Annotated in this window: 20 protein-coding genes; 19 read left to right on the plus strand and 1 reads right to left on the minus strand. The window is 68.0% G+C overall.

Going from position 1 to position 22051, the window contains the following annotated elements:
• Positions 1-83: 83 nt before the first annotated feature.
• The 11 genes from AC1DVI_RS00480 to trmB all read left to right on the plus strand — a co-directional run bounded on the left by AC1DVI_RS00480 (position 84) and on the right by trmB (position 11297).
• Entirely contained in the window at positions 84-500 is a 417-nt protein-coding gene (locus AC1DVI_RS00480; RefSeq protein ID WP_014238866.1) for a Ros/MucR family transcriptional regulator, read from the plus strand.
• A 315-nt stretch (positions 501-815) separates the two neighbouring features.
• Positions 816-1640 carry a GNAT family N-acetyltransferase gene (locus AC1DVI_RS00485; RefSeq protein ID WP_149165354.1) on the plus strand — a complete coding sequence of 275 codons (825 nt, stop codon included), beginning with the start codon at positions 816-818 and terminating at the stop codon, positions 1638-1640.
• Positions 1641-1684: 44 nt separating this feature from the next.
• Positions 1685-2518, plus strand: coding sequence for a lysophospholipid acyltransferase family protein (locus AC1DVI_RS00490; protein WP_476956356.1), 834 nt, complete (start codon positions 1685-1687; stop codon positions 2516-2518).
• Positions 2519-2761: 243 nt separating this feature from the next.
• Positions 2762-4150 carry a tRNA (N6-isopentenyl adenosine(37)-C2)-methylthiotransferase MiaB gene (gene miaB, locus AC1DVI_RS00495; RefSeq protein WP_476956357.1) on the plus strand — a complete coding sequence of 463 codons (1389 nt, stop codon included), beginning with the start codon at positions 2762-2764 and terminating at the stop codon, positions 4148-4150.
• Positions 4151-4218: 68 nt separating this feature from the next.
• Positions 4219-5220 carry a PhoH family protein gene (locus AC1DVI_RS00500; RefSeq protein WP_476956507.1) on the plus strand — a complete coding sequence of 334 codons (1002 nt, stop codon included), beginning with the start codon at positions 4219-4221 and terminating at the stop codon, positions 5218-5220.
• Positions 5220-5750 carry an rRNA maturation RNase YbeY gene (ybeY, locus tag AC1DVI_RS00505; RefSeq protein ID WP_149165351.1) on the plus strand — a complete coding sequence of 177 codons (531 nt, stop codon included), beginning with the start codon at positions 5220-5222 and terminating at the stop codon, positions 5748-5750. Before AC1DVI_RS00500 ends, ybeY begins: the two co-directional genes overlap by 1 nt.
• Entirely contained in the window at positions 5747-6664 is a 918-nt protein-coding gene (locus tag AC1DVI_RS00510) for a hemolysin family protein (RefSeq protein WP_476956358.1), read from the plus strand. The genes ybeY and AC1DVI_RS00510 overlap by 4 nt, the downstream gene beginning before the upstream one ends.
• 207 nt (positions 6665-6871) lie before the next feature.
• Positions 6872-8473, plus strand: a complete 1602-nt coding sequence (gene lnt, locus AC1DVI_RS00515; protein WP_476956359.1) for an apolipoprotein N-acyltransferase — start codon at positions 6872-6874, stop codon at positions 8471-8473.
• 113 nt (positions 8474-8586) lie between these two features.
• Positions 8587-9075, plus strand: a complete 489-nt coding sequence (locus AC1DVI_RS00520; protein ID WP_145623114.1) for a helix-turn-helix domain-containing protein — start codon at positions 8587-8589, stop codon at positions 9073-9075.
• Between the two features lie 253 nt (positions 9076-9328).
• The gene (gene metK, locus AC1DVI_RS00525) at positions 9329-10498 is read left to right on the plus strand and encodes a methionine adenosyltransferase (protein WP_476956360.1); all 1170 of its coding nucleotides are present in this window, start codon (positions 9329-9331) and stop codon (positions 10496-10498) included.
• 88 nt (positions 10499-10586) lie between these two features.
• Entirely contained in the window at positions 10587-11297 is a 711-nt protein-coding gene (trmB, locus tag AC1DVI_RS00530; RefSeq protein WP_174439217.1) for a tRNA (guanine(46)-N(7))-methyltransferase TrmB, read from the plus strand.
• Here trmB and AC1DVI_RS00535 read toward each other — a convergent pair.
• Complete coding sequence (locus AC1DVI_RS00535) at positions 11275-11589, minus strand: antibiotic biosynthesis monooxygenase family protein (protein WP_476956361.1); 315 nt, start codon at positions 11587-11589, stop codon at positions 11275-11277. The two genes, trmB and AC1DVI_RS00535, sit on opposite strands and share 23 nt — an antisense overlap.
• Before the next feature lie 305 nt (positions 11590-11894).
• On the opposite strand from AC1DVI_RS00535, the gene rimP reads away from it, so the two are divergent.
• From rimP to pnp, 8 genes are all read left to right on the plus strand, one after another.
• Positions 11895-12380 carry a ribosome maturation factor RimP gene (rimP, locus tag AC1DVI_RS00540; RefSeq protein ID WP_119509870.1) on the plus strand — a complete coding sequence of 162 codons (486 nt, stop codon included), beginning with the start codon at positions 11895-11897 and terminating at the stop codon, positions 12378-12380.
• Positions 12381-12434: 54 nt separating this feature from the next.
• Positions 12435-13970: a transcription termination factor NusA gene (nusA, locus tag AC1DVI_RS00545; protein ID WP_149165345.1), complete on the plus strand. Its 1536-nt coding sequence runs from the start codon at positions 12435-12437 to the stop codon at positions 13968-13970.
• Positions 13971-14000: 30 nt separating this feature from the next.
• A complete protein-coding gene (locus AC1DVI_RS00550; protein ID WP_476956362.1) occupies positions 14001-14720 on the plus strand; it encodes an RNA-binding protein in 720 nt (239 codons plus the stop codon).
• 14 nt (positions 14721-14734) lie between these two features.
• On the plus strand, positions 14735-17464 hold the full coding sequence (gene infB / locus AC1DVI_RS00555) for a translation initiation factor IF-2 (protein WP_476956363.1): 2730 nt from the start codon (positions 14735-14737) through the stop codon (positions 17462-17464).
• Positions 17465-17593: 129 nt separating this feature from the next.
• Entirely contained in the window at positions 17594-18172 is a 579-nt protein-coding gene (gene rbfA, locus AC1DVI_RS00560; RefSeq protein WP_476956364.1) for a 30S ribosome-binding factor RbfA, read from the plus strand.
• Entirely contained in the window at positions 18162-19100 is a 939-nt protein-coding gene (gene truB / locus AC1DVI_RS00565) for a tRNA pseudouridine(55) synthase TruB (RefSeq protein ID WP_149165341.1), read from the plus strand. Before rbfA ends, truB begins: the two co-directional genes overlap by 11 nt.
• Positions 19101-19115: 15 nt before the next feature.
• On the plus strand, positions 19116-19385 hold the full coding sequence (gene rpsO / locus AC1DVI_RS00570; protein WP_035670129.1) for a 30S ribosomal protein S15: 270 nt from the start codon (positions 19116-19118) through the stop codon (positions 19383-19385).
• Between the two features lie 295 nt (positions 19386-19680).
• Positions 19681-21801, plus strand: a complete 2121-nt coding sequence (pnp, locus tag AC1DVI_RS00575; protein WP_476956365.1) for a polyribonucleotide nucleotidyltransferase — start codon at positions 19681-19683, stop codon at positions 21799-21801.
• The last annotated feature ends 250 nt before the right edge of the window (positions 21802-22051 follow it).

Here is a 22051-nt window from a genome sequence, read left to right on the forward strand (position 1 = left end):
CTTTAAGAGCAAAGGATGGATATTGCGCGCGGCCACAAACCTCTTTATATGGAGAGGAACGCCAAGCTGCGGAGCAAGCTTACATGAGCAATGGTAACCCTTCCAACGCGCTGTTGTCTCTGACCACGGAGATCGTTGCGGCGCATGTCTCGAACAATACAGTCGCTCTCGGCGATCTTCCGACGCTGATTGAGCAGGTGTACAAGTCACTCGCGAATGTCGGGACCGAGCCGGTTGCGACGGAGGAGCGTCCGCAGCCCGCGGTGCCCATCAAGAAGTCCGTCACTCCCGACTACATTGTGTGCCTGGAGGATGGCAAGAAGCTGAAAATGCTGAAGCGCCATCTGAAGACGGCCTACGACATGTCGCCGGAGGAATACCGCGACCGCTGGGGCCTGCCGGCCGACTATCCGATGGTCGCCCCGAACTACGCCCGCCAGCGCAGCTCGCTGGCCAAGCAGATCGGTCTCGGCACCCGCGCCCGCCGCGGCGCGGCCTAAGGTCCATCGGGCTTGTGCGTTGGTGTCCGGCGGACCGCCGCCGTTCGGTCCGGTCCGCCCCGGAACCCGCCGCCCGGATGTGATCTTTTCTTCCTTCCCGCGTGATCATTACTGTCCCGCCTTGCCGCCGTCCCCGTTCGCCGGGGCCGGACCTTGTGGCTTGCCCGGAGTCCGGGCTTGCCGGGGGGCGGGTTCGTCACGTCGCGGTTGACCGGCAACCGCCCATTCGTGTTATCCCTGTTCCGTGCCCGACCGGGCTCCGGAAGGAGAACCGGCGGTTGCCGCGACCCGAACAACGCCAGTGAAGCGTCGAGTATGGCTGATACAGGCACGGACCAGGGCAGCTCTTCGGATCTGCGCATGGGCTCCCTCGAAGTGCGGTTGGCCGAAAGCGCCGCCGAGATCGATTGGGCGCAGGCGCTGCGCTACCGCGTCTTCTACGAGGAGATGTCGGCGGTGCCGTCGCCGGACATGGCCGCGCGCCATCGCGACTTCGACGATTTCGACACGATCTGCGACCATCTGCTGGTCATCGACCACGCCCGCGGCGACGGCCCGGAGTCCGTGGTCGGTACGTACCGGCTGATCCGCCGCCCGGCGGCGGCCAAGGCCGGGCGTTTCTATTCCAGCGACGAATACGACATCGGGCGGCTGGTCAGCTATCCGGGAGAGATCCTGGAGCTGGGGCGGTCCTGCGTCGACGCCGCCTACCGCACGCGCGGCAGCAGCATGCAGCTTCTGTGGCGCGGCATCGCGGCCTACGTCTTCCACCACGACATCGCGGTGATGTTCGGCTGCGCCAGCCTGCCGGGCACCGACCCGGTGGCGATGGCCGAGCCGCTCGCCTACCTCCATCACTTCCATCTGGCCCCGGAGGAACTGCGCCCCGTGGCTCTGCCGGAACGCTATGTCGGCATGGATCTGATGCCCCGCGATCAAATCGATCCGAAGCGCGCGCTGACGTTCCTGCCGCCGCTGATCAAGGGTTATTTGCGGCTGGGCGGCTTCATCGGCGACGGCGCGGTGATCGATCACCAGTTCAACACCACCGACGTGTCGATCGTGGTGAAGACCGACCTGATCACCAACAAATATTCCAAGCATTACGAGCGGCGCAGCCGCGACGCCCAGATCGCGTGATCGGCAATCGCGTCAGAGAACGGGCGCATCGGGAGGCGAGTGGCATGACGGCGTTGGACGCAACCGGCGCGCGCGCCCTGGGATCGCCGGTGCGGGGCGGGCTGCGCCTGGCGGTTTATCTGTTGTGGACGCTCCTGCTGATTCCGCTGCAGGCGCTGGCCGTCGCTCTGCGCTCGCCGCTGCGCTTCCGGATACCGCAACTCTATCATCGGGTCTGCGCCGCTATCCTGGGCATCGGCGTCGTGGTGCGCGGCCAGCGCGTGGCGGACGGGCCGGTGCTGTTCGTCTCCAACCATTCCTCCTACCTCGACATCACGGTGCTGGGATCGGTCATTCCGGGCTCCTTCGTGGCGAAGAGCGAGGTGGCCGGCTGGCCCTTCTTCGGGGCGCTGGCGAAGCTCCAGCAGACCGTCTTCGTGGAGCGCAAGGCCCGCGCCGGGGTGGAACGGCAGCGGGACGATCTGGGCGCCCGGCTGGACGCCGGCGACAGCCTGATCCTGTTCCCCGAAGGCACCTCCAGCGACGGCAACCGCACGCTCCCCTTCAAGACGGCGCTGTTCGCGGTGGCTGCCCGGCGCATCGGGGACCGGCCGCTCACCGTGCAGCCGGTCAGCATCGCGCCGACGCGGCTGGACGGCATCCCGATGGGGATCGCCTTCCGTCCCTGTTACGCGTGGTACGGCGACATGGATCTCGCCCCGCATCTGTGGACGGTTTTCACGCTGGGCCGCATGACGGTGGAGGTGGAGTTTCATCCCCCCGTGACCATCGACGGCTTCTCCAGCCGCAAGGCCCTGGCCGACCATTGCCAACGTGCCGTCGCCCGGGGCGTGGAGCGCGCGGTGTCTGGAAAGCCGACGCCCTCTGCTGTTCCGTGACGGAAACTTTCCACACCCCGAAATGGGCCGCGAAATGAATGGTCGGCCTGCGGGCACGATTGACTCGTTTTCCCGCACTCGTGCTACCATATCGACAGGGTGCGATGCCGCGACGCGGCGGGTCGCGCGCCGGATTGCGCCGCTTGGACCGGTGCCGTCCAGGCGCGCGTTTTTGTATTGGTCAAGATCGCGGTCGGCCGGGATCGCGGTTGGTCGGATCGTTCAGCGCTGTGGAAGGGATCGTTGAGTAAGAAGCTCTTCATCAAGACCTGGGGTTGCCAGATGAACGTCTACGACTCCGCCCGCATGGCGGATGTCCTGGCACCCCTGGGCTACCGGCCGGTGAACGAGCCGGACGGCGCCGACATGGTGATCCTCAACACCTGCCACATCCGCGAAAAGGCCTCCGAGAAGGTGTTCTCGGAGCTGGGCCGGCTGCGCCAGCTCAAGGACGTCAAGGCCGAGGCCGGCGACGGCCGGATGATCGTCGCCGTGGCCGGCTGCGTCGCCCAGGCCGAAGGCGAGGAGATCGTCGCCCGCGCCCCCTTCGTGGACATGGTGTTCGGGCCGCAGACCTATCACACCCTGCCGGAGATGGTGGCCAAGGCCAGCCGCAAGACGGGCAGCGTGCTGAACACCGACTTCCCCGTGGAGTCCAAGTTCGACTTCCTGCCGGACGAGAGCGCCGCGCAGGGCGTCTCCGCCTTCCTGGCGGTGCAGGAGGGTTGCGACAAGTTCTGCACCTTCTGCGTCGTGCCCTACACCCGCGGCGCCGAGTTCTCGCGGCCCGGCGCCCAGATCCTGGCGGAGGCCCGGCGCCTCGTCGCCGGCGGCACGCGGGAGATCAACCTGCTCGGCCAGAACGTCAACGCCTGGCACGGCGAGGGGCCGGACGGCACCACCTGGGGCCTCGGGCGGCTGATCCGGGAACTGGCGGAGATCGACGGGCTGGAGCGCATCCGCTACACCACCTCGCACCCGCGCGACATGGAGGACGACCTCATCCGCGCCCACGCCGAGGTGCCGCAGCTCATGCCCTACCTGCATCTTCCGGTGCAGGCCGGGTCCGACCGCGTGCTGGCGGCGATGAACCGCAAGCACACGGCGGACGACTATCGCCGCATCGTCGACCGGCTGCGCGCCGCCAAGCCGGATTTGGCGCTGTCGGGCGACTTCATCGTCGGCTTCCCCGGCGAGAGCGACGCCGACTTCGCCGCGACCCTGCGCCTCGTCACCGATGTCGGCTACGCCCAGGCCTATTCCTTCAAGTACAGCGCGCGTCCCGGCACCCCGGCGGCGCTGGAGCACGGACAGCTGCCGGAGGACGTCAAGGACGCCCGTCTGGCCGCGCTTCAGCAGTTGCTGAACGCGCAGCAGCAGGCCTTCAACCAGAGCTTCGTCGGGCGCACCGTGCCGGTCCTGTTCGACCGCGTCGGCAAGCGCGCCGGCCAGCTTCTGGGCAAGAGCCCCTATCTGCAGTCGGTGCACGCCGACGCCAACGAGCGGCTGCTCGGCCGCATCGTCGCGGTGCGCATCGACGCCGCCCATCCGAACAGCCTTGCCGGCAGCGTGGCGACCGGTGAATACCGCAGCTCCGCCACCGGCACGCAACCCGTGGAGGCGACCGTTTGAACGGCTTGCCCGATCAACACCCAGATCAACGGATTGATCTGAACTTCGACGATAACCGGCTGCTGCCGATGCTGTACGGGGAGCACGACCGCCACCTCGCCCGCATCGAGAACCAGCTCGGCGTTTCCCTGATCTCCCGCGGCAACACGCTGACCATCGCCGGTCCGGCGGAATCGTCGGAAGCCGCCCGTTCGGCCATCGACGCCCTCTACGAGCGCCTCAAGCGCGGCATGACCGTCGGCACCGGCGAGGTGGACGCCGCCGTCCGCATGGCGACCGGCGTCGGCGGTGCGGTGCGCGACCAGAATCTGGCGACGCTCAGCCGGGGCGAGGTCGCGGTGCGCACCCGCCGCAAGGGCGCCATCACCCCGCGGTCCCCCATGCAGGCGGCCTATCTCCAGGCTCTGGCGGAAAGCGAGATGGTCTTCGGGCTCGGCCCCGCCGGCACCGGCAAGACCTACCTCGCGGTCGCGCAGGCGGTGGCGCTGCTGACCACCGGACAGGTCGACCGCATCATCCTGTCGCGCCCCGCCGTGGAGGCGGGGGAGCGGCTGGGCTTCCTGCCCGGCGACCTCAAGGAGAAGGTGGACCCCTATCTGCGCCCGCTCTACGACGCGCTGCACGACATGCTGCCGGCGGAGCAGGTGAAGAAGCGGCTGGAGTCCGGCGAGATCGAGATCGCGCCGCTCGCCTTCATGCGCGGCCGCACGCTCGCCAACGCCTTCGTCATCCTGGACGAGGCGCAGAACACCACGCCCATGCAGATGAAGATGTTCCTCACCCGCCTGGGCGAGGGGGGCCGCATGGCGGTCACCGGCGACATCTCCCAGACCGACCTGCCGGCCGGCGCCAAGTCCGGCCTGCGCGAGGCGCTGGACATCCTGGAAGGGGTGGAGGGCATCCGCTTCGTCCATTTCACCGCCGCCGACGTGGTGCGCCATCCGCTGGTCGCGCGCATCATCCGCGCCTATGACCGTGCCGAAGGCGACCGCAGCGATGGCCGGCGCAGGCCCGCCCCCCGGCTCCCCGCCGCCGCGGACGACGAGCCGGATGCGGAGGGAACACCGTGATGGCCGTCGATGTCGTCGTTTCACGTGAAGCGGGCGATTGGGCGGACAACGCCGAATGGCTGTGCGAACGCGCCGCGCTCTCCGCGCTCTCCGTCACCTACGACGAGGAGGAGGGGCCGGCGGAACTGTCCGTCGTGCTGGCCGACGACGCGCTGGTGCACCGGCTGAACCGCGAATACCGGGGCAAGGACAAGCCGACCAACGTGCTGTCCTTCGCCCTGACCGAAGCGGAGGAGCCCGAACTGGGCGAGGACGCGCCGGTCATGCTGGGCGACGTCATCCTGGCCTGGGAGACCGTCGCCCGCGAAGCCGCCGAGCAGGGTAAAACACCTTCGGACCATATGACCCACCTTGTGGTGCATGGCGTTCTTCATTTGCTCGGGTATGATCATGAGACGGACGACGAGGCCGAGGAGATGGAGCAGCTCGAAACCGACGTGCTCGCGACCCTCGGCATCGCCGACCCGTACGCCGCCACGCGCTCTCCGCCCGGAGAGCCGAACCTGGACGAACAACCACCGGACCGATGAGCGAGATTTCCGACAGTCGAACGCCCCGTGAAGACGGGGCCGAAGATCAACAATCCTTGGGCCACCTGTTTCGCGGGTGGATGAGGACCGTCCTGGGGGGGCGCGACGACGCCACCCTGCGCGCCACGATCGAAGACCTGATCGAGGATCAGGACAGCGGCGAGGGATCGCTTGGGGCGGGCGAGCGCGCCCTGCTCGCCAACATCCTGAAGCTGCGCGACCGCGCCGTCGACGACGTGATGGTGCCCCGCGCGGACATCGTGGCGGTGGACGTGGACACGCCGTTCCCCGCCCTGGTCCAGCGCATGGCGGAGGAAGCCCATTCCCGCCTGCCGGTCTTCCGTGAAACGCTCGACGACGTCGTCGGCATGGTCCACATCAAGGACGTGCTGGTGGCGATGGCCAGCCGGACGCCGGTCGAGCTGAAGGACATCGTGCGCGATCTCAGCATCGTCGCGCCCAGCATGCCGGTGGTCGACCTGCTGGTGCAGATGCGTCAGAAGCGTCAGCACATGGCGCTGGTGGTGGACGAGTTCGGCGGCATCGACGGCCTCGTCACCATCGAGGACTTGGTCGAGGAGATCGTCGGCGAGATCGAGGACGAGCACGACGAGGAGGCGACCCCCCACTTCGTCGAACGCCCCGACGGCACGATCCTCGCCGACGCCCGCGTCTCCATCGAGGATTTCGAGGACCGCGTCGGCGCCTTCCTGACCGAGGAGGAGCGCGAGGAGGTCGACACGCTCGGCGGTCTCGTCGTGTCGCTGGCTGGACGGGTGCCCGGCCGCGGGGAAATGCTGACCCACCCCTCCGGCCTGGAGTTCGAGATCGTCGAGGCCGACCCCCGCCGCATCAGGCGGCTGCGCGTCCGCACCGCCCCCGCCGAGAATTCCGCCCTGGCCGAGGTCGGGTAAAGCCCCGCAGGGTATTTTCACCACGAAGACACGAAGGACACAAAGACGGCGCAAAGAGGCTCTACCGCATCCCCGGATCATGGGCGGGGCGGAGGGCTTCTCTGTGACCCTCTTCGTGCCTTCGTGTCTTCGTGGTGATTTGGTTTCCAGACTGGCACGATTGTCTCGTCAGCCGAACCGGCCCACCCGCTTCCGGAGTTCCATTCCTTGACCGCCACCGACATGACGACCACCCCTGCCCGGCTGGGCCGACTGTCCGCGGGTCTGGCCGGGCTGACCGGCTGGCGCCGGCTGCTGGCGGCGGCGGGATTCGGCGGGCTGGCGACGCTGGCGTTGCCGCCGGCCGGCGCGGTGCCGCTGCTGCTGATCGCCTTTCCGGGGCTGCTCTGGCTGCTCGACGGGGCGCGGACCAAGCGGCAGGCCTTCGCGGTGGGCTGGTTCTTCGGCTTCGCCCATCATCTGCTCGGCCTCTATTGGATCAGCGCGGCGCTGTTCACCGACATCGAGCGCTTCTGGTGGGCGCTGCCGCTGTCGGCGGCGGGGCTGCCGATCCTGCTGGCGCTGTTCACCGGCTTCGCCACGCTGCTGGTCTGGACGCTGCGGGCCCGGGGGATGGGGCAGGGGCTGGGGAAGGCGGTTCTGTTCGCCGCCTGCTGGGTGCTGTTCGAATGGCTGCGCGGCCACGTCCTCACCGGCTTCCCGTGGAACCTCGTCGGCTATGGCTGGACCGGTTTCCTGCCGGTTCTGCAAGGCGTCTCGCTGATCGGCATCTACGGCCTCAGCCTGTTGACCGTGCTGGTGGCGTCGCTGCCGGCGGGTCTGGCCGACATGGCGGTGCCGCGCCGACGCGCCTTGGGCGCGTTGGCCGCCGGGCTGGCGCTGTTCACGGCGCTGGGCGCCTGGGGCGGGCTGCGGCTGGCCGGGGCGTCCGATGCGGCGGTGCCCGGCGTGCGGCTGCGGCTGGTCCAGCCGGCCATCGACCAGCGGTTGAAATGGGCGGCGGGCGAGCGGGTGCGCAACGTCCAGCAGCAGATGGAACTCTCCGTCGCCCCATCCACTGAGCCGGTCACCCATGTGATCTGGGCGGAAACCGCGGTGCCGCTGTTCCTCGACCAGGACGCCCGCCTGCGCCAGGCGCTGGGGTCGGTCACGCCGCCCGGCGGGCTGCTCATCACCGGGGTGCCGCGGATGGAGGCCGGGCCGGAGGGCGAGCCGCTCTATTACAACAGCATGGCGGCGGTGGACGGCAGCGGGGCGGTGACGGGCCGCTTCGACAAGTTCCACCTCGTGCCCTTCGGCGAATACATGCCGCTGCGCCGCTGGCTGCCGGTCGGGGCCATCGCCGGCAACGGGGCGGAGTTTTCCGCGGGTCCGGGACCGGTGTCGCTCGATCTCAAGGGCCTGCCGCCGGTCAGCCCGCTGATCTGCTACGAGGTGATCTTTCCGGGCGCCGTGCTGCCCGCCGCGGACGACGGCGCCGGACGGCCGCGCTGGATGCTGAACCTGACCAACGACGCTTGGTACGGCAACACCGCCGGCCCGTACCAGCATTTCGCCATCGCCCGGACCCGCGCGGTGGAGGAGGGGATGCCGTTGGTCCGCGTCGCCAACACCGGTATCTCCGGCGTGGTGGATCCCCACGGCCGCATCACAGCCATGCTGCCGCTTGGTCACAGGGGTGTGGTCGATGCGGCCTTGCCGGAGGCGCTGCCCACCCCCACTCTCTACGGACGGGTGGGCGACGGCGCGTTTGGGTTGCTTCTTTTAACCTGTTTCGCGGTGGGCCTGCGCGCACGACATCGCACTTAGCGCAACCGAGACTCTTTTTTCAATCACGCGCATCGGGAGCGCTCGGGTGGCCTTGACTGCATACATGGATATGTCGTATCAAGGTTGCACAACTGTTTCAGGGAATTAGAGCAATGCAAGCAACGCCAGCGCGGGGCCGCCGGGCCACTGCCGGCCGTCCCAAGACGGGAAAGCCGAACCCGATCGACGTGCACGTCGGTTCCCGCGTCCGGTTGCGCCGGACCCTTCTCGGAATGAGCCAGGAAAAGCTGGGCGAGGCCATCGGCCTGACCTTCCAGCAGGTGCAGAAGTACGAGCGCGGCGCCAACCGCATCGGTGCGTCGCGCCTGTTCGACCTCAGCCGCGTCCTGGACGTTCCGGTGTCCTTCTTCTTCGACGACATGCCGGCGGAAGCCGCCGCGGCTCCGGTTGACGACGAGGAGGGCAACGCCGCCGGTTTCGAGGAGCGTTCGGGCGGCTACGAGCCGGACCCGATGGCCAAGCGCGAGACGCTGGAACTGGTGCGCGCCTACTACCGCATCAATGACCCGTCGGTGCGCAAGCGCCTGTTCGAGCTGACCAAGGCCGTTGCCAACTCCGGCATGGTCGAAGCGGCCGAATAACCGGTTCAGAGACCCGAGCCGAGCAACCGGAAGCAATCCGGACGGCAGGACGATTGGGGAACGCGGCCCTCCGGCCCGTTCCCCAAAGTTTTTTTAGGCGAATTTCCATCCGTCTCCTCCAACCCCGGGGAGATCGCTTGACCTGGAACGCAAACCTTGTCACATACGGCAAATGACTGGCTTTCCGTGGGTGCTGCGCCGGTCTCCCAATTTACTTCTGTTGAATAGCCCCCTCCCATTGCCGAGGTTCGTCGTGGCCAAGCTCAACTACGTGTTCACCAGCGAGTCCGTGTCCGAAGGCCATCCGGACAAGGTGTGCGACCGCATCTCCGACGCCATTGTCGATCTGTACCTGTCGCACGACCCCTACGCCCGCGTGGCGGTGGAAACGCTGGCGACCACCAACCAGATCGTTCTGGCCGGTGAGGTGCGCGGGCCGGAAAGCATCACCCCCGACATGCTGGTGCAGGTCGCCCGCGCCGCGGTGAAGGACATCGGCTACGAGCAGGACGGCTTCCATTGGGAGAAGATGGACGTCAAGTGCCTTGTCCACTCGCAGTCCGCCGACATCGCCGTCGGTGTCGACGCTGCCGGTGAAAAGGACGAGGGCGCGGGCGACCAGGGCATCATGTTCGGCTACGCCTGCAACGAGACCCCGGCGTTGATGCCGGCGCCGATCTACTACAGCCACGCCATCCTGAAGTCGCTGGCCGAGGCGCGCCACTCCGGCGCCGCCCCGCAGCTCGGCCCCGACGCCAAGAGCCAGGTGACTCTGCAGTACGAGAACGGCAAGCCGGTGCGCGCCACCGCGGTGGTCGTCTCCACCCAGCACGCCGACGGCCTGACCCAGGAGGAGGTGCGCGAGATCGTCCGTCCGCACGTCATCAACTGCCTGCCGGCGGGCTGGATGTGCGACGAGGCGAACTTCTACGTCAACCCGACCGGCCGCTTCGTCATTGGTGGTCCGGATGGCGACGCCGGCCTGACCGGCCGCAAGATCATCGTCGACACCTACGGCGGTGCGGCCCCGCACGGCGGCGGCGCCTTCTCCGGCAAGGACCCGACCAAGGTCGACCGCTCCGCCGCCTACGCCGCGCGCTACCTCGCCAAGAACGTGGTCGCCGCCGGTCTGGCCGAGCGCTGCACGATCCAGCTGTCCTACGCCATCGGCGTGTCGAAGCCGCTGTCGGTCTATGTCGACACCCACGGCACCGGCACGGTCGACGAGGATCGGCTGTCGGAGGTCCTGCAGAAGCTGGTCGACCTGTCCCCGCGTGGCATCCGCACCCACCTGGGCCTGAACCGGCCGGTTTACGCGCGCACCGCCGCCTATGGCCATTTCGGCCGCGAGGCGGAGGCCGACGGCGGCTTCTCCTGGGAGAAGACCGACCTCGTCAACGACCTGCGCACCGCTTTCTTCTAAGAGCGGCTTCTTCCAAGTCCGGACCCGTTCGTCCGGGATGCGGGGGCCCCAGGGGCCCCTGCATTCGTTTTGGGATCTTGCTGTCACGATGACCGACTCCTTCCTGGACTCGTCCAAGAGGCTCTACGGACGGCGCAAGGGGCGTCCGCTCCGCAAGCGCAAGACCGAATTGCTCGACGGGCTCCTGCCGTCGCTGGAAATCCCGGTGCCGCAGCCGGGCGACCGCATTGACCCCCACGCCCTGTTTTCCAAGCCCATGCGCGACGTCTGGCTGGAGGTCGGCTTCGGCAGCGGCCACCACATGGCGTGGCAGGCGGCGAACAACCGCGACGTCGGGGTGATCGGGGCGGAGCCCTTCATCAACGGCGTGGCCGGTCTGCTCAAGCTGGTCGATGACGAGGGTGTCCAGGACAACGTCCGCGTCCTGCCGGACGATGCCCGCCCGCTGCTCGACGCCCTGCCGGACGCGTCCATCGGGCGCGCCTTCGTCCTGTTCGCCGATCCCTGGCCGAAGAAACGCCATTGGGAGCGCCGCTTCATCGGTCCGGACAACCTGCCGCGCCTCGCGCGCGTGCTGAAGGACGGGGCGGAGCTGCGGCTGGCCAGCGACGACATGGGGCTGGTGCGTTGGATGCTGGAGCACACGGTCCGCCATCCCGACTTTGAATGGACCGCCCGCGGCCCGTCCGACTGGCGCCACCGCATCGCGGACTGGCCGCCCACCCGCTACGAGGAGAAGGCCATCGAGGCCGGGCGCAAGCCGGTCTTCATGCGCTTCATCCGCAAGGCGCGGGGGTAGACACCAGCGGCTCGCCGTAATGCTCCACCACGGGGAACGGATCGTAGAAGTGGTGGAGCAGGGCCTTCCAGCGGGCGTAGCGGTCGGACCCCCGGAAGCCTTCGGTGTGGTCCTCCAGCCGCTCCCAGCGGACGAGCAGAAGGTAGCGGTCCGGCGCCTCCAGGCAGGGCCGGAGTTCCAGCCCGAGGAAGCCCGGAGTCGCGGCGATGAGGGGCTGAGCCTCGGCCATCGCCCGTTCGAAGGTCGAGCCCTGGCCGGGTCTGACGGTCAGGAGAGCCGTTTCGAGGATCACGGTGAGCGGCCTCTGCAGGATGCTTTTCCGAGCGGTGCGAAGGCCGCCGAAGGCTTCACTTTACCCCGGCCGAACCGGCCCACCAAGCGCTTGGCATAGGACCTTGCGGAAAAGCGCTTGCGGCCTGCTCCGGAATGTCTATATTCACCGCATGAACCCATACGGATCGGCGGCTCGGGAAACCGGGCCGGCGGGACGCTTTGCGGGTGGGCCTTGGCCCACTTATTTTTTTATCAGCGTATGGAATCCCCGTGTTGGTCCCAGGGCGCTGTGCCAGGGGAGACCGCGGGGGCGGGTCAGGTGGAATGGAAGCAACCGGTCGTATCGAGCAGATCATCACGCCGTCGGTCGAGGCCATGGGCTACGAACTCGTGCGTGTGCAGTTGACCGGTGGGCAGCGCATGGTTCTGCAGGTCATGGCGGAACGCGCCGACGGCGCGCCCATGACGGTCGAAGACTGCGCCGACATCAGCCGCGCGATCTCCGCGGTGCTCGACGTTGAAGATCCGATCAAGAGCGCCTACACGCTGGAGGTCAGTTCGCCGGGCATCGACCGGCCGCTGACCCGTCTGAAGGATTTCGAGCGTTTCGCCGGTTTCGAGGCCAAGCTGGAGACCCGGCTTGCCGTCGATGGCCGCAAACGCTTCAAGGGCATGCTGAAGGGCGTCGAAGACGGCCTCGTGTGCGTCGAATCGGAACAGGGAGCCGCCCGGCTGGAGTTCGACAACATCCTGCGCGCCAAGCTGGTCTTGACGGATGAACTGATCCGCGCCAGCCAGGGCCAGGGTTGACGGCTGCTCCGGGCTTCACTCGAAGAACAAACGCCAGTCCAGGAAGTGTGACGGATGGAACTGCTGCAAGTCGCTGACGCGGTTGCCCGCGAAAAGAACATCGACCGGGACGAAGTCCTGGAGGCGATGGAGCAGGCGATTCAGAAGGCCGGGCGCTCCAAGTACGGCCACGAGCACGACATCCGCGCCCGCATCGACCGCAAGACGGGCGACATCCACCTGACCCGCCACCTGGAGGTGGTCGAGGCGGTGGAGAACGAGGCGACCCAGGTGACCCTCGCCTACGCCCAGCGCCGCAAGCCCGGCGCCCAGGTCGGCGACTTCCTGGTCGATCCGCTGCCGCCCATCGACTTCGGCCGCATCGCCGCCCAGACGGCCAAGCAGGTCATCGTCCAGAAGGTTCGCGACGCGGAGCGCAAGCGCCAGTTCAACGAATACAAGGACCGCATCGGCGAGATCGTCAATGGTCTGGTCAAGCGCGTCGAATACGGCAACGTCACCGTCGACCTGGGCCGCGCCGAGGCGATCCTGCGCCGCGACGAGCTGCTGCCGCGCGAGCATTTCAAGAACGGCGACCGCGTGCGCGCCTACATCTACGATGTGCGCGAGGAAGCGCGCGGTCCGCAGATCTTCCTGTCGCGCACCCATCCGATCTTCATGGCGAAGCTGTTCGCCCAGGAAGTGCCGGAAATCTACGACGGCATCATCGAGATCAAGGCGGTCGCCCGCGACCCGGGCTCGCGCGCCAAGATCGCGGTGATCAGCCACGACAGCTCCATCGATCCGGTCGGCGCCTGCGTCGGCATGCGCGGCAGCCGCGTCCAGGCGGTCGTCGGCGAGCTGCAGGGCGAGAAGATCGACATCATCCAGTGGAACCAGGAGCCGGCGACCTTTATCGTCAACGCCCTGGCCCCGGCCGAGGTCGCCAAGGTCGTGATGGACGAGGACAACAGCCGCATCGAGGTGGTGGTGCCCGACGACCAGCTGTCGCTGGCCATCGGCCGCCGCGGCCAGAACGTGCGCCTCGCCACCCAGCTCACCGGCTGGGACATCGACATCCTGACCGAGCAGGAGGAGTCGGAGCGCCGGTCGGACGAATTCCGCACCCGCTCGCAGCTCTTCATGGACGCGCTGGACGTGGACGACGTGATCGCCCATCTGCTGGTCGCCGAAGGCTTCACCTCCGTGGAGGAGATCGCCTACGTCGAGACCGAGGAGCTGGCCGAAATCGAAGGCTTCGACGAGGATGTGGCGGAAGAGCTGAAGCAGCGCGCCCTCAACTTCCTTGAGGAGCAGGACGTCCGCATGACCGAGAGGCGCCAGACGCTCGGCGTCGAAGATGCGGTGGCGGACGTCACCGGCTTCAGCCCGACCCTGCTGGTGAAGCTGGGGGAGAACGGCGTGAAGACGATGGACGACCTCGCCGACCTCGCCGCGGACGAGCTGCGCGACATTCTCGGCAAGGAGGCCCCGACGGAAGACGAGGCCAACGAGATCATCATGGCCGCCCGTGCCCACTGGTTCGACGGCGAGGAAGGCGCGCCCACCGCGGCGCAACCCTCCACCGACGATCAGGCGGCGCAGAGCTGAGCCGGGACTTAGGACGCACAAACGGTACGGATGGTTGGACTGAGCGACAGGAACGAACAGACTCCGGCGGATGGTGAACCGGACGGCCTCGCGGTCGAAGGGGAGGCGCTGCTGCCGGCGGACCTGGAAAAGGGTCCGCTGCGCCGCTGCATCGCCACCGGCACCGTGCAGCCGAAAGACGGCATGATCCGTTTCGTGGTATCACCCGACGGCGAGATCGTGCCGGATCTGGAGGAACGGCTTCCGGGCCGCGGCCTCTGGCTGTCGGGGGACAAGGCGGCCTTTACGAAGGCTTTGGCCAAGAACATGTTCGCCAAGGCGGCGCGGCGCGCGGTGCGCGTCCCGCCCGATCTGGCGGAGCGGCTGGAGAAGCTGCTGGAGCGGCGGTGCCTGGATGCCTTCGGGCTGGCGCGCCGGGCCGGGCAGGCTCTGGCCGGATACGAAAAGGTGCGCGAGGCGCTGAAGACCAATCAGGTCGGACGCGCCGGACCGCCCTATCTGCTGGTCGAGGCCAGCGACGGTTCGCCCGACCAGCGGGGCAAGATCACAGCGCTGGCGCCGGATATGCCGGTCGTGGACCTGTTCGACGCCGCGGCGATGGCCGCGGCCCTGGGACGGGAAAACGCCGTGCACGCGGTGGTGGCGCGCGGGAAGCTGGCCAAGGGATTGGCACGCGACTCCGCGCGTCTCAAGGGTATCAAAGGCTTTGTCGCCGGCTCTCCGCCGGCCGGCCACGTAAGCAACGTCTGACCATTCGGGAACCGATGACCGACAGCAACGACCAGGACCAAAAGAAAGTCTTGCACCTCTCCGGCTCCGGCAAAGGGAAGCTGGAGCTGAAGAAGCCGGTCGAGACCCAGGTCCGGCAGAGCTTCTCCCATGGCCGGTCGAAGCCCGTGACCGTGGAGGTCAAGCGTAAGCGGGCCGTGGAGAAGGGCGCTCTGCCGGGCGTGGCCGACGGCGGCGCCGCCGCGCGTCAGGCCGCCCAGGGCATCCCCGTCCGGGGTGGGCCGGGCCAGCGCCAGCGCGGCGGTGGCGGCGGCGCCGTCCGTCAACTGACCAACCAGGAACGCGAGGCGCGCATCCGCGCCCTGCAGGGGGCGGCCGAGGACAACCGCCGCCGCGCCGAGGAGGAGGCCGAGGCCGCCGTCCTGGCCGCGGAGGCCGCCGCCCGCGCCGCCGAGGAGGCGGCGTCCCAGCCGGCCCAGGTGGTCGAGGCGGAGCCGGAGATTCTCGACGCCGAGACTCTGCGCCAGCGCGAGCTGGCCGAGATGCGCGGCATCGAGGAGGCGGAGCGCGCCAAGGCCCAGGAGGCCGAACGCCGCCGCCAGGAAGAGGAAGCCAAGCGCAAGGAGGCCGAGGAGGCCAAGCGCAAGGACACCGAACAGACCCGTCCGCAGGGTGCTGGTGCCCGTCCCGCCGCCGGTGGCGCCGGTGCGCGCACCGCGGCCACCACGGAGGCTCCGGCCGCCCGTGGTCCGGGCGCTCCGGCCGCTCCCCGCTTCGGCGAGGAAGAGGACGACCGCCGCGGCAAGCCGGGCAACAAGAAGGCCCCGGCGCCGGCTCCGGTTCGCAAGGCCGCTCCGGGCGCCGATCGGCGCAAGGGCTCCAAGATGACCGTCTCGCAGGCGCTGAGCGACGATGGTGAGCGCACCCGTTCGCTGGCCGCCGTCCGCCGTGCCCGCGAGCGCGAGCGGCTCCGCCAGATGAGCCGTCAGGAGACGCAGAAAGTGACCCGCGACGTCGTGCTGCCCGAGGTCATCACCGTCCAGGAGCTGGCGAACCGCATGGCGGAACGCGGCGCCGACGTGATCAAGCAGCTCATGCGCATGGGCGTGATGGCCACCATCAACCAGACCATCGACGCCGACACGGCGGAGCTGGTCATCGCCGAGTTCGGCCACCGCGTGCGCCGCGTGTCGGAGGCGGACGTCGAGGTCGGCCTGCGCCTCAACGACGATGCGGAAACGGCGCTGGTGCCGCGTCCCCCGGTCGTCACGATCATGGGCCACGTCGACCACGGCAAGACCTCGCTGCTCGACGCCCTGCGTCAGACCGACGTGGTCAGCCGCGAGGCCGGCGGCATCACCCAGCACATCGGCGCCTATCAGGTGCAGCTGGAGTCGGGTGCGAAGATCACCTTCATCGACACGCCGGGCCACGCCGCCTTCACCGAGATGCGCGCCCGCGGCGCCAACGTCACGGACGTGGTGGTGCTGGTCGTCGCCGCGAACGACGGCGTCATGCCGCAGACGATCGAGGCGATCCATCACGCCAAGGCCGCGAAGGTTCCGATCATCGTCGCCATCAACAAGATCGACCTGCCCGACGCCAAGCCGGACCGTGTCCGCCAGGAACTGCTCCAGCACGAGCTGGTCGTGGAGGAACTGGGCGGTGACATCCAGACCGTGGAAGTGTCGGCCAAGGCCAAGCGCAACCTGGACAAGCTGGAGGAGGCCATCCTCCTGCAGGCCGAAATCCTGGAGCTGAAGGCCAACCCGGGCCGCACCGCCGAAGGCGTCGTGGTCGAGGCCAAGCTGGAGCGCGGCCGCGGTTCGGTCGCCACCGTGCTGGTCCAGCGCGGCACGCTGAAGGTCGGCGACGTCTTCGTCACCGGGTCGGAGTGGGGCCGCGTCCGCGCCCTGGTCAACGACCGCGGCCAGAGCGTCGAGCAGGCCGCCCCGGCCAGCCCGGTCGAGGTGCTCGGTCTCAACGGCACGCCGCTCGCCGGCGACGACTTCACCGTCGTCGAGTCGGAAGCCCGCGCCCGTGAGATCGCCGAGTTCCGCCAGCGCAAGAAGCGCGAAGCCGCCAACGCGGCGTCGGCCCGCGGCTCGCTGCAGGACATGTTCAGCCGCATCCAGGCCGGCGAGGCCAAGGAACTGCCGGTCGTCATCAAGGGCGACGTGCAGGGCTCCATCGAGGCGATCTCCAACGCCCTGGAGAAGCTCACGGCGGAGAACACCGAGGTCAAGGTCCGCGTGCTGCACGCGTCGGTGGGTGCGATCAACGAGTCCGACATCACGCTGGCGAACGCGTCCAACGCGATGGTCTTCGGCTTCAACGTCCGCGCCAACCCGCAGGCCCGCGACATGGCCAAGCGCGACGGCGTCGAGATCCGCTACTACTCGATCATCTACAACGTGATCGACGACGTGAAGGCGGCCCTCACCGGCATGCTGTCGCCGACCCTGCGCGAGCGTTTCATCGGCTACGCCGAGATCCGCGAGGTCTTCAACATCACCAAGGTCGGCAAGGTCGCCGGTTGCATGGTCACGCAGGGCACCGTCAAGCGCGGCGCCGGTTGCCGCCTGCTGCGCGACAACGTCGTCATCCACGAGGGTACGCTCAAGACGCTCAAGCGCTTCAAGGACGAGGTCAAGGAAGTGCGCGAGGGTTACGAGTGCGGCATGGCCTTCGAGAATTACGACAACATCCTGGCCGGCGACATCATCGAAGCCTTCGAGATCGAGGAGGTGGCGCGCGAGCTGTAAGCCCGCCGCCGCATCCCGGCTCACGGACCGGCTACAGATGACGTTACAGATGACAAGGGCGCCCGTGCGCCCTTGTCGCGTTTTCGCGGAGGGACAAATCCCTCTCGCACCGCATTCGGGATCGACAGCATGAGAAAGAAACACGACCTGGCCGGAAAGCCGCCGTCCCAGCGCCAGCTCCGCATCGGCGAGGAAATCCGCCATGCCCTGGCGGACCTGTTCCGGCGCGGCGACTTCCACGACCCCGAACTGGCGGAACTGAACGTCACGGTGACCGAGGTGCGGATCAGCCCGGACCTGCGCAACGCCACCGCCTTCGTCACGCCGTTGGGTGGCGGCCCGATGGACGAAACGCTGTCGGCCCTGCGCCGCGCCGCCCCCTTCCTGCGCGGCCAGGTCGCCCGCGCCATCAACCTGCGCCACGCCCCGACGCTGAGCTTCGAGGCCGACACCTCCTTCGACTATGCCGGTCGCATCGACGACATCCTGCACAGCCCGGCGGTCGCCCGCGACGTCGGCTACCGCTCGCTCGCCGACCGCGTGAACGGCGACGACGACCATGACGAGGAGGACGACGGCTGGGACGAGGAGGACGAGACCGAGACGGACGACCTCGACGACGGTGAAGACATCGACGACGAGGACGAGGACGAAGACGACGGCGATGAGGGCAACGGCGGCGGGGACGAGGGGCGCCGTGGCTCGTAAGCGCAAGGGCGAGCCGATCCACGGCTGGATCGTGCTGGACAAGCCGGCGGGGATGACCTCGACGCAGGCGCTGTCCAAGGTGCGGCGCCATCTCAACGCCGAGAAGGCCGGGCACGGCGGCACGCTGGACCCCATCGCCACGGGCATCCTGCCGATCGCGCTGGGCGAGGCGACCAAGACCGTCTCCTACGCCATGGACGGCGAGAAGACCTACCGCTTCACCGTGGCCTGGGGGACCCGCACCACCACCGACGACCGCGAGGGCTCGGCGACGGAGACCTCCGCGGTGCGGCCCGACGCCGAGGCGATCCGCGCCGCACTGCCCGCCTTCCTGGGCTTCGTCGAGCAGATTCCGCCGCAATACTGCGCTCTGAAGATCAACGGCGAGCGCGCCTACGACATCGCCCGCGAGGGGGAGGTGGTGGACATCGCCCCCCGCACCGTCCGCATCGACCGGCTGGAGCTGGTCGAAACTCCGGACGCCGACCACGCGGTGCTGGAGGTGGATTGCGGCAAGGGCACCTATGTCCGCTCCATCGCCCGCGACCTCGCCGAACGGTTGGGGACGGTGGGGCACATCCGCGATCTGCGACGCCTGCGCGTCGGGTCTTTCACGCTGGACGGGGCGATTTCCCTGGACGACCTGACCGCGATGGAGCAAGGTGCCGCGGTCGAAAGACTTCTGTTGCCGATCGAGACCGCGCTGGACGACATCCCGGCGCTGGCCCTGACGGACGCGGAAGCGCACCGACTGAAGCACGGCCAGACGGTGGCACTCCTCACCCGGCAGGACCGCGAACGCCTCACGGCGCTGCGCGGCGATGTTGGTGGGGATGGCACCGTTATTGCGCTTTTCGGCGGCAAGCCGGTGGCGCTGGCGCGCGTGGAGGGGGCGGAGGTCCGTCCGGTGCGCGTTCTCAACCTATGAACGATGGAGACCCCGATGTCGATCACGCCCGATCGCAAGCAGGAACTCATTAAGGACTATTCGCGCGGCACCAACGACACCGGTTCGCCCGAGGTCCAGGTCGCGATCCTGTCCGAGCGCATCCGGAACCTGACCGAGCACCTGCAGGGCCACAAGAAGGACTTCCACTCCCGCCGTGGTCTGCTGGTGATGGTCGGCCAGCGTCGCCGTCTTCTCGATTATCTCAAGAAGAAGGACAACAGCCGCTACGCCACGCTCATCGAGCGTCTGGGCCTGCGTCGCTGATTTCCAAAAGGCGTCCGTCCTGGTGACCGAACATCCGTCCCGATCAGCGCTCGATCCGCCGCGCCGCGTTCCGGTGCACAGGGGAGTGTCGCGCTGGTCGGGGCGTGCGGCTGTTCGCGAAGGTATGTATTAATCAAACGGCCGGCCCGGACCTTCCGGGACCGGCCGTTTGATGTTTTTGGCCCTTTTCGGGTTTTACCCTTTATGGGTTTTCACATGCGGGGTCCGACGACCGATGACCCCGGCTTAGGCCAGCAATCCGGCGGGCCTAGGTGTCGGATGGAAGGAAGAATCCATGTTCAAGGTTTTCCGCAAAGAAATCGAATGGGGTGGACGCAAGCTGACGTTCGAGACGGGCAAGATCGCCCGTCAGGCCGACGGCGCGGTGCTGGTCACCTATGGTGAGACCACGGTCCTCTGCACGGTCGTCGGCGCCAAGTCGCCGAAGCCGGGCGTCGATTTCTTTCCGCTGACGGTCAATTACCAGGAAAAGTCCTTCGCAGCCGGCAAGATTCCCGGCGGCTTCTTCAAGCGTGAAGGCCGCCCGACGGAGAAGGAGACGCTGGTCAGCCGCCTGATCGACCGTCCCATCCGTCCGCTGTTCGCCGATGGCTTCCGCAACGAGACGCAGGTCATCTGCACCGTGCTGAGCCACGATCTGGAGAACGATCCGGACATTGTCGCGATGGTCGGCACCTCCGCCGCGCTGACGATCTCCGGCATCCCGTTCCTGGGTCCGATCGGCGCCGCCCGCGTCGGCTACGTCGACGGCCAGTATGTGCTGAACCCGACCATGGACGCCGTTGGCGGTTCCGCGCTCGACCTCGTGGTCGCCGGCACCCAGGACGGCGTGCTGATGGTCGAATCGGAAGCCAAGGAGCTGTCCGAGGAGATCATGCTGGGCGCCGTGATGTTCGGCCACAGCGGCTTCCAGCCGGTCATCGACGCCATCATCGATCTGGCCGAGCAGTGCGCCAAGGAGCCGTGGGACCTGCCGGCCCCGGCCTACGACCGCGCCGCCCTGAAGGCGAAGCTGCGCGAGACCGTCGGCGCCGATGTCGAGGCCGCCTACACCGAGACGGTGAAGCAGGTCCGCTACGAGAAGATCGGCGCCGCCAAGGCGAAGGCGCTGGAGGCTCTGGCCGAGGCCCACGAGACGCAGGCCATCGTGGCCGAGTTCAAGGAACTGGAGGCCGACATCCTGCGCGGCGCCGTTCTGAAGACCGGTCGCCGCATCGACGGGCGCGACACCAAGACGGTCCGCCCGATCGTGTCGGAGGTCGGCGTGCTGCCGCGCGCCCACGGCTCGGCGCTGTTCACCCGCGGCGAGACGCAGGCTCTGGTCGTCACCACGCTGGGTACCAGCCAGGACGAGCAGATCATCGACGCGCTGCAGGGCGAGTACCGGGAGCATTTCATGCTCCACTACAACTTCCCTCCGTACTCGGTGGGCGAGGCCGGCCGCATGGGCTCGCCGGGACGCCGCGAGATCGGCCATGGCAAGCTGGCATGGCGCGCCATCCACCCGCTGCTGCCGAAGAAGGAAGACTTCCCCTACACGCTGCGCGTGGTGTCGGAAGTGACCGAGTCCAACGGCTCGTCGTCGATGGCGACGGTCTGCGGCACCTCGCTGTCGCTGATGGACGCCGGCGCCCCGCTGGCGCGTCCGGTGGCCGGCATCGCCATGGGCCTGATCAAGGAAGACGACGGCTTCGCGGTCCTGTCGGACATCCTGGGTGACGAGGATCACCTGGGCGACATGGACTTCAAGGTGGCCGGCACCGACGCGGGCATCACCGCGCTCCAGATGGACATCAAGATCACCTCGATCACCGAGGAGATCATGAAGATCGCTCTGGGCCAGGCCAAGGACGGCCGCCTGCACATCCTGGGCGAGATGTCCAAGGCCCTGACCGGCGCCCGCGAGGGGGTGAACGAGAACGCCCCGCGCATCACCGTGATCAACATCCCGAAGGAGAAGATCCGCGACGTGATCGGCTCCGGCGGCAAGGTGATCCGCGAGATCGTGGAGCAGACCGGCGCCAAGATCGACATCGAGGACGACGGCACGGTGAAGGTGGCCGCGGTGGACACCAAGGCCGCCCAGGCCGCCATCGACTGGATCAAGGGCATCGTCGCCGAGCCGGAAATGAACGTGGTCTACACGGGCAAGGTCGTGAAGGTCGTCGATTTCGGCGCCTTCGTGAACTTCCTGGGCTCCCGCGACGGCCTCGTCCACATCTCCGAGCTGTCGCCGCAGCGCGTCGGCAAGGTGTCGGACGTGGTGTCGCAGGGTGACTCGGTGAAGGTGAAGGTCATCGGCTTCGACGACCGCGGCAAGGTCAAGCTGTCGATGAAGCAGGTCGACCAGGCCACCGGCGAAGACCTGACCAAGAAGGACGGCCCCGCCGCCTGACGGTAAGGTTTCACCCTCCCTCGCACCAGCGGGGGAGGGCGCCTCTCTTCCCCCTCCCCTGCGCAGCGGGGGAGGGTCGGGGAGGGGGCAAAGGCGCCGTAAGGCGCCTTTTTCATGCGCGACGGCCTATCAGCCAGCTAGCCGTCTTCGGTTTTTGTATACTGTCCGTACCTGAAAGTTAGCCTGCCATTTTTTCGCTGAGCGACGGCGCTACTTCTGTAGCGCGTTTCTTATGCGGGGCAACATCCCC

Source organism: Azospirillum sp. P4_B5 (assembly GCF_056402275.1).

Excerpts from the sequence above, each read along its gene's own strand:
- AC1DVI_RS00490 (WP_476956356.1), top strand. The coding sequence starts at position 1,685 with ATGACGGCGTTGGACGCAACCGGCGCGCGCGCCCTGGGATCGCCGGTG.
- trmB (WP_174439217.1), top strand. The coding sequence starts at position 10,587 with ATGACCGACTCCTTCCTGGACTCGTCCAAGAGGCTCTACGGACGGCGC.
- AC1DVI_RS00550 (WP_476956362.1), top strand. The coding sequence starts at position 14,001 with ATGGTTGGACTGAGCGACAGGAACGAACAGACTCCGGCGGATGGTGAA.
- AC1DVI_RS00510 (WP_476956358.1), top strand. The coding sequence starts at position 5,747 with ATGAGCGAGATTTCCGACAGTCGAACGCCCCGTGAAGACGGGGCCGAA.
- AC1DVI_RS00520 (WP_145623114.1), top strand. The coding sequence starts at position 8,587 with ATGCAAGCAACGCCAGCGCGGGGCCGCCGGGCCACTGCCGGCCGTCCC.
- pnp (WP_476956365.1), top strand. The coding sequence starts at position 19,681 with ATGTTCAAGGTTTTCCGCAAAGAAATCGAATGGGGTGGACGCAAGCTG.
- ybeY (WP_149165351.1), top strand. The coding sequence starts at position 5,220 with ATGGCCGTCGATGTCGTCGTTTCACGTGAAGCGGGCGATTGGGCGGAC.
- AC1DVI_RS00500 (WP_476956507.1), top strand. The coding sequence starts at position 4,219 with ATGCTGTACGGGGAGCACGACCGCCACCTCGCCCGCATCGAGAACCAG.
- AC1DVI_RS00480 (WP_014238866.1), top strand. The coding sequence starts at position 84 with ATGAGCAATGGTAACCCTTCCAACGCGCTGTTGTCTCTGACCACGGAG.
- rimP (WP_119509870.1), top strand. The coding sequence starts at position 11,895 with ATGGAAGCAACCGGTCGTATCGAGCAGATCATCACGCCGTCGGTCGAG.
- nusA (WP_149165345.1), top strand. The coding sequence starts at position 12,435 with ATGGAACTGCTGCAAGTCGCTGACGCGGTTGCCCGCGAAAAGAACATC.
- rbfA (WP_476956364.1), top strand. The coding sequence starts at position 17,594 with ATGAGAAAGAAACACGACCTGGCCGGAAAGCCGCCGTCCCAGCGCCAG.
- infB (WP_476956363.1), top strand. The coding sequence starts at position 14,735 with ATGACCGACAGCAACGACCAGGACCAAAAGAAAGTCTTGCACCTCTCC.
- AC1DVI_RS00485 (WP_149165354.1), top strand. The coding sequence starts at position 816 with ATGGCTGATACAGGCACGGACCAGGGCAGCTCTTCGGATCTGCGCATG.
- rpsO (WP_035670129.1), top strand. The coding sequence starts at position 19,116 with ATGTCGATCACGCCCGATCGCAAGCAGGAACTCATTAAGGACTATTCG.